Genomic DNA, 14,303 nt, shown 5'->3' on the forward strand with positions numbered 1-14,303 from the left:
TCATTTATTTCCTCTCTACAAATGTTCCCTTATATGAAAATAATGAACCAATTAACGGATTGCTTACTTGTACATGAATTCGAAAGCACTGTAGTGTTTCATCATAACTTTCTACAATATTGGCCTCTCCGTATAAAAACCTAGGTAACGGGACTTTCCTTCCAAACATGTAAAACCATTGTTTCTTTGAAGAAATATGCATTGCCCCCACCTCATCAATATGAAAATTCAATGTAGAAACAAGTATTTGCGGTTCACCAAAATAATCTAAAATTTCATTATTCTCTTCATCCATCTGCATAATGGCGTTAAAGTATCTTTTCTTATTATGAAAATAAAAAGTACGATTCCACCGCACAAATTCATTTCCATGTTCATCTCGCTCAGCGGTATTATGTATTGTAAATGGCACTTCCTTCCCCCGCTCAGAGAAAAACATTCTAAACTTCGATGCAATTTTTAATATTAATTTTACGAAAAAAGAACCTCCGTAAATTTCATCCATCTTTCCTTCTCCAGTAAAGCTATTTTCTTCTGTAATCTCATAGCGTTTCTGTAATTTTGGATGAAGTTTTTTATAAGAATCCCCTAATAGTCTTTCATACATATTAGCCATACATTATCCCTTTCTCTTCCTCTTGCAATTTTTTGAGCTTGGCAAATTCGTGCTATTTATATAACCGACAATTGATAACCCCATTAGTAAAACATTTAATGTAATTGGATTAAACGGCTCTGTAAAGCTTGCGACATTCGTAAATCCTGCCGCTATCGTTAAGGCTATTAACATAAAAATATGTACGACAAATACTTTTCGTTTTGGAAATGGCAACAGCCATAGGACACCAAAAATAATTTCTAATAATCCAATTATTTTAAGTACAAAAATACTATATTCCGTTGAACCAATTATCACAGATAGCATTTTTACTTCTTCTGAATGAGTAAACACTAGTTTCGGCACTATTCCTTGATACATCCATACAAAAGCAAATAAAAAACATACAAGCCAATATGTCATTGTTCTTCTAATTAGTAATCTCGGATGAAGTCCCTTTTCTAACCATAATTTTAAAGCATCAAAACTCCAAGCAGTCGCCCAGCCTAATAACGGACGAAACATATAGAAATCTATTACATTTCCTATACGACCAAACCTCGTATCGTAATCATATTGCGTCTCAAAATGAATGTGTTCTTTACGCGGTGTATACTTCCAATAACCACGCCCTATTTGAATAAGTGATAATTTATTATCTGTCCAAAATTTTAAAGAAGAAATCCGTTCACCCGTTTCTTTTCTTATTTCTCCTATCGATTCCCCTTCACCAGCTATTTCAAGTCCAAATCCAATTTTAGTTTTATATAAAAACTTCTGCGGTTCTCCTTCTTTTTTCTCTAAATACGAAATTTCAGTAAAGCGAGCATCCCACTCTGTATGTATATCTGGTTCCTGTGTATATCCCCATAATTTTTCCATTGTTGTGTTCATTTCTGCCGAAACATAAATAGGCTTTTTCCCCTTCATTCTTCCACCTCCTATGCGCTATAAGTTTAATGTACATGCAATAAATTTATTTTGCTACAGTTTTCACAAACTCCTTCAAGAAAAGAAAGAATTTTTAAAATTTATACAAAACACTTGATTCCCCGAAAAATTTAAATTATTATAAAACAAATGTTACCAACAACTTCATAAATCAAACACTCTCGCCTAAAACGTGAGATAGAGGTTGCGATACTTATGAGTATTCTAATGGAGACACAGAGATGTCTATGAACTTAGATGAAAGGGAGTATTGCCGAAATTGATAAATTTCTCTGCATTTATCAATTGGGGCTGTTTTCGAATAGAAACAGAACTGTCATATGTACAGACGTGTACGTATGAAGAGCTATCTACAAAAAAGAGATATCATTTTTTATGATATTCCTTTTTTGGCGGTTTTTTTATTAGCTCCGTTTTCTGTTTCCCTTTTCCTGTAACAGCACCATCCTCACTTATTTGAGATGGTGTTTTTTGTTTGTCTTTCTGGTAACTACAGGAGTATTGGGATTTATATATTTCCTAATCTATTCTTAAAAATAGACGAAAGAAGGAATTTGTAATGGAAACAATTGTTCAAAAATTTGGTGGCACTTCTGTCGGAAGCGTCGAACGCATTCAACATGTAGCAAATTTAATTATTGAAGAATATGAACGAGGTCATAGCATTGTCTCTGTCGTTTCAGCAATGGGAAAAAGCACGGATGAACTTGTCGCACTCGCTAACGCTATTACAGAAAATCCAAGTAAACGTGAAATGGATATGCTTCTATCTACAGGAGAACAAGTAACTATTTCATTATTAACGATGGCACTGCAAGCAAAAGGCTATCATGCAATTTCATTAACAGGATGGCAAGCTGGTATTACGACAGAATCTGTACATAGTAATGCACGGATTACTGACATTCATACAGATCGTATTCAATCTTATCTTGCTGAAGGCACGATTGTTATTATAGCTGGGTTCCAAGGCGTTAGTGAAAATCATGAAATTACAACGCTTGGACGCGGTGGTTCTGATACAACTGCTGTTGCATTAGCTGCTGCACTGAAAGCAAAAAAATGTGATATTTACACGGATGTGACCGGCGTATATACGACCGACCCACGAGTTGTAAAAAATGCTTATAAATTAGATGAAATTTCTTATGATGAAATGTTAGAACTTGCAAACCTCGGTGCTGGTGTATTACATCCGCGTGCTGTTGAATTTGCTAAAAATCATAATGTCGTTTTAGAAGTTCGCTCAAGTATGGAACAAGAAAATGGAACAATTGTAAAAGGAGAATGTAACATGGAACAACAATCAATCGTTAAAGGTATTGCATTTGAAGATAATATTACACGCGTCACAATGAAAGGATTGGAACAAGGTGCACTTTCAACAGTTTTCTCTACATTAGCAGCGGCACATATTAATGTAGATATCATCATTCAAAGTATTACAAATGAAGGAACTGTTCACCTCTCCTTCTCAATCCACTCTAATGATTTAAGAGAAACTTTAGGGGTATTGGAACAAAATCAAGAAACACTACACTATGAATCTGTAGAATATGAAAATCATTTAGCAAAAGTATCCATTGTAGGATCAGGTATGGTATCTAACCCAGGTGTCGCTGCGAATATGTTCACTACTTTAAAAGAAGAAAATATTCATATTAAAATGGTAAGTACATCAGAAATTAAAGTGTCTGTCGTTATTGACCGCCTTCATTTAGTAACAGGTGTGGAGGCACTGCATCAATCATTTATGGCGAAAATTGAGCCTTTGGTTCAGATGAGTTAATTTTACATTTGGATTACAGCTTACAAACCCATATTAATCTATTTCCTTCCTATATAAATAGAAAGCTGTTTGCTTTGTATAGAGTGACAAGAAAGTTATTTACAACAATCGAGCCATTTAATAGCGTACAGGATAGGAATATTTTGTGGGAAACTCGAAGTTATTTTATCGAATAGCAACTACATTATCAAATTCTTGAAATGATAGCATTCACGAAATAAAGTTCGCGCATATTTCAATAGTAGAGGATTTAGGAAGTGTTGTTCGTTAACAAGGTGTTATATACTATACCCGAAAACACTTTGTCACATTTTCCTACACTGTGACAAGGTGTTTTTTGTTTAGAAGAGATTTTAGTATAATTATAAGGATAATTAGATAATAAATTTATACATATAAGGAGATAAAGACTATGACAAACAACAGATTACTACGAATGGACAATGTCAGCATCGTTGTAGAATCCCTTGATAACGCAATCTCTTTCTTCGAGGAGATTGGCTTGAATCTCGAAGGGCGAGCTACTGTTGAAGGTGAATGGGCTGGTCGCGTAACAGGACTCGGTTCCCAGTGCGTAGAGATTGCTATGATGGTTACGCCAGATGGTCACAGCCGAATTGAACTTTCGCGATTTCTCACCCCACCTACTATAGCAGATCACCGGGCAGCTCCTGTAAACGCCCTCGGTTATCTGCGCGTCATGTTCACCGTTGAAGACATTGATGAAATGGTATCCAGACTTACTAAGCATGGTGCAGAGCTCGTTGGCGAAGTAGTTCAGTATGAGAACTCGTATCGACTCTGCTACATTCGTGGAACCGAAGGAATTTTAATCGGTTTAGCGGAAGAACTCGGTAACAAATAAGTAGGTGATGTTTTATAAAAAACCTTTACTGAAGTGAAAATATTTGAAAGAACTTTACGCTTAATAAAACTTAGATTTTGAACCCCGTCCTAGCTTTAGAGCGGGGTTATGCTTGTTTGAACTTTTTAACATACTATCAACATCCCAAAATCATTATAAAACAATTCAATTACTTGTTATACTCTTTCCTAGGAAATATAACGGACTCTTCTCACTTCTTATCATATATATCTTTTCTTTTAAAAAACGATCTGAACTCATTCAAAATAACTTTCTTCACGTCAGAGTAAAAAACCATCATGAATAGTGCAATTCCTAATAAAATCTCTTGCATTCCTTCATAATCAATGAAAGCACTCACAATTAGCAAACCAAACCCAATATAAAAACCAAACTCATTCTCTTTCTCAAAATCCTCATCTTCATCAATATGTATTTTCTCTTTTAAATTTCGGTTCCCTTTTATTAACTCATCGAGCGTAACATTATACATTTCGCTCAATAAAATTAAATTTTCAATATCAGGGCAACTTTTATCATTTTCCCACTTATACACTGCTTGCCTCGTTATACCAATCTTTTTAGCAACATCTTCCTGTGAAAACCCTTTTGACTCTCGTAATCTTTTAAGTTGTTGTCCTAAGCTCATAACGTCCCCTCCTTTAACAAATTATTACATAAAAGGATCCAAAAAAGAAAGAAACCATTAGTAAAACCCACTGTAAACCACTCGTTTACACTATAAAAAAGAGAGAATAACTTTTTGAGCTATCCTCTCTCTTCTATTAAAACAGATGAATGTTTTCTTTCTTGCAAGCTTCACGTAAATCGTCAGGCCATACAGAAGATTGAACTTCCCCAATATGTGCTTTTCGTAAGAAGTACATGCACATTCTTGATTGTCCAATACCACCCCCAATTGTTAATGGTAGTACGTCTTCTAAAATACCTTTATGGAAATCATACTCACGTTTGAAGTCTTCACCTGTTTTCGTTAACTGCTCATCAAGTGATTTACTATCAACACGAATTCCCATTGATGATAATTCGAATGAAGATTGTAATACTGGGTGCCAGAATAAAATGTCACCGTTTAATTTCCAATCATCGTAATCAGCTGCGCGTCCGTCATGCTTTTCACCTGAACGAAGTGCATCACCAATCCCTATAATAAAGACTGCACCGTGTTCTTTTGCAATTGCATGTTCACGATCTTTCGGTGTCAATTCTGGATATTTATCTTCTAGTTCTTGGGAAGTGATGAAAACAACTTCTTCTGGTAAATACTTTCCAAGGAACGGATATTTTTCAAACAAGTGATCTTCTAAATCTTTGAATATTCCATAAATTGTTTGTACTGTTTCTTGCAAGTAGTCTACAGTGCGCCATTCTTTTTGAACAATTTTTTCCCAATCCCATTGGTCAACGTAAATGGAATGTGTTGCATCAAGTTCCTCATCACGACGAATTGCGTTCATGTTTGTATATAAACCTTCACCAGCTTCATATCCGTATTCATGTAATGCGAATCTTTTCCACTTCGCTAGTGAATGCACAATTTCTAATTCTTCTCCTGAATGTAACATATCAAATTCAATTGGACGTTCTACACCGTTTAAGTGATCATTTAATCCTGATTTTTTCGTTACGAATAATGGTGCAGATACGCGGAATAGTTCAAGGCGTTTTGCTAATTGATCCTCGAAAAATGTTTTAACTTCCTTAATTGCGATTTGAGTCTCTCTTACTGTCATTAATGATTGATACATGGTGGTTTCCTCCTAAAATGTTTGGATGTTGTGAAAAGAAGCCAACAAAAAAAGCCCTTCTTTCCCAAAAAACTGGGACGAAAGGCTTTGGTTCCGCGGTACCACCCAAATTAGCAACAGAGGTTGCTCACTTATACAGTACGGAGATGAAATATCTCGATACTGTTCTTCTTGTAACGGCGAAGTTCCCGGCTAAGTCTACTTTCCTATAAAGGATTTCGGTTAGCAACTCCAGGAGGTTCTTCATAATAGGCTTCGTATCAGGCTCGCACCACCCCTGACTCGCTTAGACTACATCCTACTACTACTCGTCCTTTCATAGTCGTTTTGTTGTCACATCTCTGAAACATTTTATTAATGATTATTCTATACAAAAAATAAAGAAAGTCAACAAAAAGTTTTAAAATATTTTTCAATTCTTTATTTTACGGCTTTATTGATTGTTTCCAATATACCCTCTTTACTTCTTTTGCCTTGTTAATCCCAAAAATGTTTCACTAACCGAGACTAACATATACACAACAAGTAATGTAATCGTTCGAAATATAGAATCCGCAGTATTTCGTATTATTTTCATTTTCTTTGTAATTCCTTTCAGTTTACTTGCAAATTCATGTTATACTATAGCATTCAAGCAGTTTATTTTTACTTAAAGTAATCATAGTCATTTATAAAGAGTATCTTCTAAATCATTGACTATTATCAAATAAGATTTTTATATAACGGAGTGATCATATGAGTAAAACGAAAGCAAAACCGAAAAAAGGTGTAGGACAAGGTACAGGAAGTAAAGGATGGAATCGTTGGCAATCAAGTGCAAAGAAAAAGGCAGCTGCAAAGCCATACAAAAGTAAAGGTACAAAGAAGTAAAATAAATAGTGTCTTATTTCTTTACTTTGTTCAAAACAAAATATTATTATTACAACAAAAAGCTATGCTCTCATAAATTTGAAAGCATAGCTTTTTCATATTAAATCATTAGAATATCTCGGATTTCTTCCTCCGTAATAGAAGATAATTTCTCTTCTCCCGGCTCAATCACTTCAGCGATTAAATTTTTCTTACCCTCTTGCAGTTCATGCATCTTTTCCTCAATTGTGCCGTGAGCCACTAATTTAATAACTTGTACCGTATTTTTTTGTCCCATTCGATATGCCCTATCTGCTGCTTGTTGTTCAACAGCTGGATTCCACCATAAATCGTATAATATAACCGTATCAGCACCCGTTAAGTTAAGACCAGTACCACCAGCTTTTAAAGAGATGAGAAATAGATCCCCTTCCCCTTCATTAAACCGATCACATAGCTCTACACGTTCTTGCGAAGGGGTATTTCCGTCTAAATAAAAGTATGGAATTGCTTGACGATTTAACTCACGGCCAATAATGGAAAGCATCTTCGTGAATTGAGAAAAGATAAGAATTCTCTTCCCTGTACTTCTACATTCCTCTAAAATCTCTAACAGTTGTTCAAATTTAGCTGAACTGCCCTTATAATCATCAACAAACAAAGCAGGGTGACAACAAATTTGGCGTAATCTTGTTAATCCCGCTAAAACTCTAATTTTATTTTTGCGTAACGTATCTTTGTCTAAATGTTTTAACGTTTCTTCCCTTAATTTCGCTAAATACGCAGCATACAATCTCTTTTGATCTGGTAACAACTCCGATGATTGTAGATGCTCTATTTTATCTGGAAGCTCCTGTAATACGTCCCCTTTTAATCGTCTTAATACGAAAGGTTTTACGCGCTTCGCTATATCTTCGCGCCTTAAATCACCGAATTCTTTTCTTCCTGGTAATAATTCCGGAAATACGACATGGAAGATAGACCATAGCTCTTCTAATGAATTTTCTACAGGCGTTCCCGTTAGCCCGAAACGATATTCAGCTTGAATTGTTTTCACTGCTTTTGCAGTTTGGGTTGTAGGATTTTTAAACGCCTGTGCTTCATCAAGAAACAGTGTATGAAACGGCCTCGCATACGATCTTATATCTCTTCTCAGTAATGGATATGACGTAATTACGACATCAAATTCCACTATGTCTTTTAATATTTTTCGCCGCTCCGTTTGATTTCCATCTGCAATAACCGCTCTAATATGCGGGGCGAATTTTTTCAATTCACTAAACCAATTATAAACAAGAGAGGACGGTGAAACGACTAATATAGGTAGTTTCTTTTCTCGAATTTCAGGCAACACAGAATCTATGTAAGCAATACTTTGCAGCGTTTTTCCAAGTCCCATATCATCTGCTAAAATACCGCCAAAGCGGTAATAGGCGAGTGTTTTCATCCACTCAAATCCGTATACTTGATACTCTCTCATTACAGCATGTAAAGTATTTGGCACTGTAAACTTTAATTTTTTCGGATTTTGAATGCTTTCCACTAAATCTTGAACAGACTCATCTAAACTTAAAACATTACCTTCGTGAAGTCCGTTCATCCATTTTACACTCCGAATAAGCGGAACATTCACTTCTTCCCCGTGTAAAAATTCTTTTCGAATACCTGATTCTTTTACAAACTGATTAATTTCATTAAACTCTTTGCTCTCTAGTGATAATAAAGAACCATTCGCTAATCGGTAATATTTGCGTTTCTCTTCAAGAGCGACTAATACACCTTTAATCTCCGCTTCTGGTATTCCTTTTATATCAAAACGAAATGATAACCAATCAATTCTTTCTTTTCTTCTCACTCTAATAAGTGGTGCTGTATCCCCTTTATGAATACGTAATTTAATTGCTGTCGTCGCATAAATGTCAACCAAGCCTTTTAACGACGGAACGACGTGATATAAAAAGTTATACTCAGCCTCTTCATTATGCATAAAGTAACCACCTTCTGTTTTCGCGAAGGCACTTTCACTCATAATGTCTAAAATCTCTTTTTCCTTTTTCTCATCACGATTAAAAACAGACGGCTGTCCGTCTTCTTCTAACGGATTGATCATGACGTTTCCATAATGAAATTCAAGACCTGCTAACAAACGATTTTTCACTCGATCTAAATACAGTTTTGCTTTTAGCGACGGCGTTTCAACACGATCTGATATTACTTCATCAATGCGTACCGTTCCCAGTTTCATTAATCCTGGCACAACTTTCGCTACAAAATGTTCCATCTTACTTTCAGGAATATAAAACTGATTGCTATTTGAGCGACTCATCATCTTTTGCAATTCAATAAGTCGCATACAATCTTCCATAGGTAAATGATATAATTTCCCATCGTAAAGAGCGTTGTTATACATTTCCATAACTTGAACACGATTTAGGCCGTCTATATGAAGTGTGAATCCACCATTATTTCCTTTCGTAAACTCAAAATGTAATGGCAATAAACCGTTTGAAATTTGTAAGCCATGAAACAGTTGCTCATGTTGTTTCAGCTGTACATACTCAACTTTATAAAGTGAAGAGAGCATATCTTTCCACGAAGCTGGCGGTATGAATATCATACTTTCATCTTGTTTCGCATGTACTTCTAACGCATCTTCATACATTTTTTCATTATGATACATTTTAATAAGCTGCTGAATAACCGCATCTGTTTCCTGCCTGAAGCTATGTACATCTGGTGTGTATGTAAATTCATTAGAACAATGAAAAGTCTCTCTCTTCTCCACTTTAGAAAGAAATTCTCTAATATGCTTTATAAAATATATTTTCGCAAGTTTTAACTGAATTCCAAGAAGGGCCCCACCACTTTTCGTCGCTACTGGTGAACATATAAACGCAACATCTAATATTTCACGTGTATCAAAACGGTGTTGTTTACTTTTTGGCCGCAGTGGTTTGTCTGCAAACAACTGAAACATTCCGCTCGTTAATTGATCATTTCCGCTCATATTTTCGGACATGCCGCCCGTTTGCTGGTTATAATTTATTTGTATCAGTACGGCTGCAACATGTTGACAGTACGTTTGAAAAGACGCTAACGAAGGACAACTACAGCTCGCAACAACATCACCTTTTTTAGCTTTTTCTACTGTAACATGAAAATCTTCGTTCCCTTTTACCGTCGCTTCGCAAATTTCTTTCATTTCATCATAATGATTCACGATTACTTTATTTGATTTATAATAAGCTTCCCCTCTTTTATATGAGGTCTCTCCGCATACTTCTTTTATAATCGATTTATTTAATGTAAAACTCATTATTTTGACACTTCCTTAATGTAAAACCATTTTCTCTTACTTAACATTTTACATGCTCTACGAGAAAATATAAAATATTGATTTAACAAAAAAAGATGCTTATTTATAAGCACCTTCTTCACTCTATCTCCATCAACCTTTTCGCCTCAAAATATAACACTTGAATAAATTTCTTCGTATTAATTCGTATATGGCCAGAAGTCGCTATTTCATCCTTTGTCATTTCTGTCATTCGTTTTCTAACTACAGTGAAATCAAAAAACTTTGGGGCATAGCTTTCAAATTTCGGATTTGAAAAATCTGTTAACCCTAAAGAGGCCAAATGATTTAACGACTGATAAATCGCTCTTCTTACACGTTGTTCAGATGCTTTTCTCTCCTTATCTATATCTGCATCCGAAGCTATATGATCTAATTTTTTTAATGTTATTTGGTGAAAGATATCTTTTAACGCAGGAAATCCAAATTCAAATGTTTGCGCCTTTTCTTGTCCATATAAATATTCCAGCATACTAAGTAAATCTTTACTGCCATTCTCTCCCGCAATACCGAGTTCAGATAGTAAAAAGCGTCCTGAATCTGATATCTTTTTCCCTTCTTGCACCGGTTCATTGCGCATTTGCGGCTGCTCCCACTGAAACACGTTATTCAATGATTTTTGAATATCATGTATGGAACGCTCCAAGCGAATCCGTTCCATTACTTTTCGTACGACAGATTCAACTTCAATTTTGTTTAGTGGTTTCGTGATATAATACTCCACACCAAGTGTATACGCCTCACCAATGAGCTGTTTCGATTCAACTTGAGAAATCATAATAATTTTCCCATTGAATGAAGGCGCTATATGGCGAACTGTTTCAATGCCATCTCTCATTGGCATGAGTAAATCAATAAATAAAATATCTACTTTTTTATAATTTAGCTGTTCTGCTTCAATATACGCTCCATCTTCCGATTCTCCAATTACTTCCCCTAGATCGCCATCCTCAATAATTTGCGAAAGCATCGAACGGAAAACTTCATCATCATCTACAATATAATAAAACAAATCTATTCCCCTTCCCGCTTTAAACTGCACTCCGGTAAACAAACGATAAACTTACACCCTTTTCCAGTTTCATTGTCTTCTAACCTTACTTCTCCGCCGAGCTCTGTGACCATTTCGTGTATGTAAGAAAGTCCGATTCCTGTGGACGGTGTTCCCGTTTGATCATACTTTGAAGTAAACCCGGGCTTAAATACTAATTTCTTATACTTTTGTGCAATACCAGGGCCATCGTCAATTACTTCAAAGATTACATGTTGCTCTCGTTTATATAACTTAATATGAATGAGACCTCTATCTTCAATTGCTTCCACTGCATTGGCAACTAAGTTATTAAAGATGGATAGCACTGTATACACGTGATATGCAGCGTGCTCACCTTCTATATGTTTAGAAAAACGTATATCTTTCTCTAGCATTTCAGCATACTTTTCATTTATTCTTACAATCATTTCTGTAAGCTCATGTCCTTCTACATACTCAGCAACATTTTTATCTAATAACAGTTTAGATAATCCTGCAAAAATCCTTTGATTATCCTTTTTGATTTCGTGCACTTCTCCTGCTATTTTCAATGCTATTTTACTATTTGAGGCATCGTTCGCTTGTAAATTTCGATATAGTTGATATGCTTCTTGTGTAATCAATTCTGCATTTTGTAACGTTTTTTTCAAATGAACAGATTCTACATATAAATTGGACAAGTGCATGAACATTTTTTCATTTTCTTTTCGAACTTGTGATTCTTTTAATTTTGTTTCATATAAATTCATCATATTTAAAAAGCCGAGCGCAAAGAAACTGCGGAAAATAGCAATAATGATAAGTTTATTCACTTCAGAAACTGTTATTGTTGTACCGAGCACTACCATATGATAAATCGCTAGCTCTGACATACTTGCAATAATTTCAATTGTAATTCCAAGGCATCCAATAACGATTGGTCTCTGATGAAACTTATTCACCCTACAAAGTGAAAAAAGACTTCCATAAATAAAATAATAAAAGAACACAGGATAACGCAAATAAAATGATTCTGTCATATGGAATGAACCTTGCAATACCCAGTCAAGACATACACGGAATAAAACGACACATATACCGACAAGAATACCTGCAGCTGCTGCTGGTATTCTTCTTAAAAAGAGTAATAAAAAGAAGAAAAGTGGTGTCCCAAAGCTAACGCGAAACGTATCGTTGAAAGGATGAAAATTAAGCTCTCCAGCAATTGGAACAACAACCATTAGTATAATTAAAAGGGATATATCTTTCTTCCATAATTGATTCCAATTCAAAAGTGCCACTTCCTATACTTTTTTTCAATAGTAAAAGTGAAAGCCCGTTTATTATGATAAACGGGCTTTATTTCTATATTCTAACCTTTTCTACCGCTTTTATTTGGCGATACTCTGGTTCCCATATTGCTTCTTTCACTGCAATCTTGATATCATTATCACTTAATTTCACTCTAGCAACACCTTCTGCAACTGCAACTTTCGCTACTTCAATCGCAACCATTTCCGAGATATTACGTAACTCTTCGACTTCTGGTAAGATAGGTGCTCCTGGCTGACTTGTATCTACCATGCTTGCAACCGCTTCAGCTGCTGCTGCGAACATTCCATCCGTCATGACGCTTGCACGAACAACAATTGTACCAAGACCCAGTCCAGGGAAAATAAGTGCGTTATTTGATTGTCCAATTACATACGTTACACCGTTATATGTAACTGGTTCAAATGGACTTCCTGTTGCAACTAATGCTCTTCCCTCTGTCCATTCAATTAAATCTGCTGGTTTTGCTTCAGCAAGTGGCGTCGGATTCGACATTGGTAAAATGATTGGTCTTTCTACGTGAGAAGCCATTTCTTTAATAATCTCTTCTTTAAATGCGCCTGCAACAGTAGATGTACCAATTAAAATTGTCGGTTGTACATGTTTCACAACTTCAGCAAGTCCGATTATATCATTTTCTTTCCACTCACTTACTTCTGCTTCTTTTCTTGCATATGGAATTTGGAAATCAAGAAGATCTTCCATGTTATCTGTAACTAATCCGTTTCGGTCAATACACCAGAAACGATTATGTGATTCTTCTTCTGATAAGCCAGCGCGGACCATTGCATCTCTTACTTGATCTGCGATACCGATTCCAGCCGTCCCAGCTCCAAACACAACGACGCGGTGTTCACTTAATGGTACACCAGAAGCTTTTACTGCTGATAATACCGCAGCAAGAGAAACTGCACCTGTACCTTGAATATCATCATTAAATGTACAAATATCATGACGATATTTATCTAAAATTTTTCGTGCATTTCGAGAACTAAAGTCTTCCCAATGTAATAGTGCTTTCGGGAATTGCTTATTTACCGCTTGTACAAACGTATCAATAAACTCATCGTAAGCTTCACCAGTTATACGAGGATGACGATTTCCAATATAAAATGGATTATTTAATAGTTCTTCACGATTTGTACCTACGTCTAGAATTACCGGTAATACACGACTAGGATCGATTCCAACCGCAGCCGTATAAACAGCTAATTTTCCGATTGCGATGTTAATACCACCAACGCCCCAGTCACCAATTCCAAGTATGCCTTCTCCATCTGTTACAACGACTAAATCAATATTTTCTGCTGTTGCACCGATATTGGCGAATGCTTCTTCAATACCTGACGGATCGTTAATTGATAAATATACACCACGTGGTTTACGATATTCATGACTATATCTTTGAATTGCTACACCAACAGTTGGTGTATATACAATCGGTAACATTTCACGTAAATGATTTGTTAATATACGATAAAATAATACTTCATTTCGATCATGCAACGCTGTTAAGTATACATTCTTTAATAAATCATCCGGCTGAGAACAAAATTGCTCGTATGCTCGGCGTGCTTGTTCTTCTAACGTTAAAACTGCTGGAGGTAATAACCCTTTTAAACCTAATTCTTCTCTCTCTTCTTGCGTGAAAGCGACCCCTTTATTTAAAAGTGGTGTTGATAATACTTCTACTCCTCTTAATGTCGTTTCTAATGAACCATTAGAAGCTACTGTAAACTTACTCATAACATCCCTACCTCTATTCATATATAGCATTTCTATA

The 14,303-nt window shown here is 35.6% G+C and carries 11 protein-coding genes, 1 riboswitch and 1 other annotated feature; of the genes, 3 read left to right on the plus strand and 8 right to left on the minus strand.

Features of this window, described 5'->3' with window-relative positions; translation table 11 throughout:
• Window positions 1–4: 4 nt before the first annotated feature.
• Together QEP67_RS19075 and QEP67_RS19080 are read right to left on the minus strand one after the other, a co-directional pair.
• Complete coding sequence (locus QEP67_RS19075) at window positions 5–616, minus strand: DUF4166 domain-containing protein (RefSeq protein ID WP_000002636.1); 612 nt, start codon at window positions 614–616, stop codon at window positions 5–7.
• Between the two features lie 3 nt (window positions 617–619).
• Window positions 620–1,528, minus strand: coding sequence for a DoxX-like family protein (locus tag QEP67_RS19080; protein ID WP_000676662.1), 909 nt, complete (start codon window positions 1,526–1,528; stop codon window positions 620–622).
• Window positions 1,529–1,719: 191 nt separating this feature from the next.
• Window positions 1,720–1,906, plus strand: a riboswitch (Lysine riboswitch).
• 202 nt (window positions 1,907–2,108) lie between these two features.
• Between QEP67_RS19080 and QEP67_RS19085 the strand changes: the two genes are divergently transcribed.
• Window positions 2,109–3,338 carry an aspartate kinase gene (locus QEP67_RS19085; RefSeq protein WP_064473360.1) on the plus strand — a complete coding sequence of 410 codons (1,230 nt, stop codon included), beginning with the start codon at window positions 2,109–2,111 and terminating at the stop codon, window positions 3,336–3,338.
• A 412-nt stretch (window positions 3,339–3,750) separates the two neighbouring features.
• Window positions 3,751–4,203, plus strand: coding sequence for a VOC family protein (locus tag QEP67_RS19090; RefSeq protein WP_000184018.1), 453 nt, complete (start codon window positions 3,751–3,753; stop codon window positions 4,201–4,203).
• A 211-nt stretch (window positions 4,204–4,414) separates the two neighbouring features.
• Here QEP67_RS19090 and QEP67_RS19095 read toward each other — a convergent pair whose 3' ends face one another.
• Window positions 4,415–4,852 carry a helix-turn-helix transcriptional regulator gene (locus tag QEP67_RS19095; RefSeq protein WP_061673200.1) on the minus strand — a complete coding sequence of 146 codons (438 nt, stop codon included), beginning with the start codon at window positions 4,850–4,852 and terminating at the stop codon, window positions 4,415–4,417.
• A 136-nt stretch (window positions 4,853–4,988) separates the two neighbouring features.
• Window positions 4,989–5,972: an aspartate--ammonia ligase gene (gene asnA / locus QEP67_RS19100; protein ID WP_000284900.1), complete on the minus strand. Its 984-nt coding sequence runs from the start codon at window positions 5,970–5,972 to the stop codon at window positions 4,989–4,991.
• A 70-nt stretch (window positions 5,973–6,042) separates the two neighbouring features.
• Window positions 6,043–6,301: a binding site (T-box leader), on the minus strand.
• Window positions 6,302–6,707: 406 nt separating this feature from the next.
• On the opposite strand from asnA, the gene QEP67_RS19105 reads away from it, so the two are divergent.
• Entirely contained in the window at window positions 6,708–6,842 is a 135-nt protein-coding gene (locus QEP67_RS19105) for a DUF3934 domain-containing protein (RefSeq protein ID WP_000047588.1), read from the plus strand.
• Between the two features lie 100 nt (window positions 6,843–6,942).
• On the opposite strand, the gene QEP67_RS19110 is transcribed toward QEP67_RS19105, so the two are convergent.
• The 4 genes from QEP67_RS19110 to malS all read right to left on the minus strand — a co-directional run bounded on the left by QEP67_RS19110 (window position 6,943) and on the right by malS (window position 14,266).
• Complete coding sequence (locus QEP67_RS19110; protein WP_048566880.1) at window positions 6,943–10,137, minus strand: DEAD/DEAH box helicase; 3,195 nt, start codon at window positions 10,135–10,137, stop codon at window positions 6,943–6,945.
• 118 nt (window positions 10,138–10,255) lie between these two features.
• Complete coding sequence (locus tag QEP67_RS19115; protein ID WP_000500331.1) at window positions 10,256–11,188, minus strand: response regulator; 933 nt, start codon at window positions 11,186–11,188, stop codon at window positions 10,256–10,258.
• Window positions 11,189–11,190: 2 nt separating this feature from the next.
• Complete coding sequence (locus QEP67_RS19120; RefSeq protein ID WP_087947109.1) at window positions 11,191–12,489, minus strand: sensor histidine kinase; 1,299 nt, start codon at window positions 12,487–12,489, stop codon at window positions 11,191–11,193.
• Window positions 12,490–12,553: 64 nt separating this feature from the next.
• Window positions 12,554–14,266: an oxaloacetate-decarboxylating malate dehydrogenase gene (gene malS, locus QEP67_RS19125; RefSeq protein ID WP_002108581.1), complete on the minus strand. Its 1,713-nt coding sequence runs from the start codon at window positions 14,264–14,266 to the stop codon at window positions 12,554–12,556.
• Window positions 14,267–14,303 lie beyond the last annotated feature (37 nt).

The sequence above is a fragment of the Bacillus cereus group sp. MS39 genome, assembly GCF_040448665.1.
GTDB classification, from domain to species: Bacteria; Bacillota; Bacilli; order Bacillales; family Bacillaceae_G; genus Bacillus_A; species Bacillus_A wiedmannii.

What these genes read in the sequence shown, in the direction of transcription:
- QEP67_RS19075 (WP_000002636.1), bottom strand. Translation starts at nt 616, where the DNA reads ATGGCTAATATGTATGAAAGACTATTAGGGGATTCTTATAAAAAACTT.
- QEP67_RS19080 (WP_000676662.1), bottom strand. Translation starts at nt 1,528, where the DNA reads ATGAAGGGGAAAAAGCCTATTTATGTTTCGGCAGAAATGAACACAACA.
- QEP67_RS19085 (WP_064473360.1), top strand. Translation starts at nt 2,109, where the DNA reads ATGGAAACAATTGTTCAAAAATTTGGTGGCACTTCTGTCGGAAGCGTC.
- QEP67_RS19090 (WP_000184018.1), top strand. Translation starts at nt 3,751, where the DNA reads ATGACAAACAACAGATTACTACGAATGGACAATGTCAGCATCGTTGTA.
- QEP67_RS19095 (WP_061673200.1), bottom strand. Translation starts at nt 4,852, where the DNA reads ATGAGCTTAGGACAACAACTTAAAAGATTACGAGAGTCAAAAGGGTTT.
- asnA (WP_000284900.1), bottom strand. Translation starts at nt 5,972, where the DNA reads ATGTATCAATCATTAATGACAGTAAGAGAGACTCAAATCGCAATTAAG.
- QEP67_RS19105 (WP_000047588.1), top strand. Translation starts at nt 6,708, where the DNA reads ATGAGTAAAACGAAAGCAAAACCGAAAAAAGGTGTAGGACAAGGTACA.
- QEP67_RS19110 (WP_048566880.1), bottom strand. Translation starts at nt 10,137, where the DNA reads ATGAGTTTTACATTAAATAAATCGATTATAAAAGAAGTATGCGGAGAG.
- malS (WP_002108581.1), bottom strand. Translation starts at nt 14,266, where the DNA reads ATGAGTAAGTTTACAGTAGCTTCTAATGGTTCATTAGAAACGACATTA.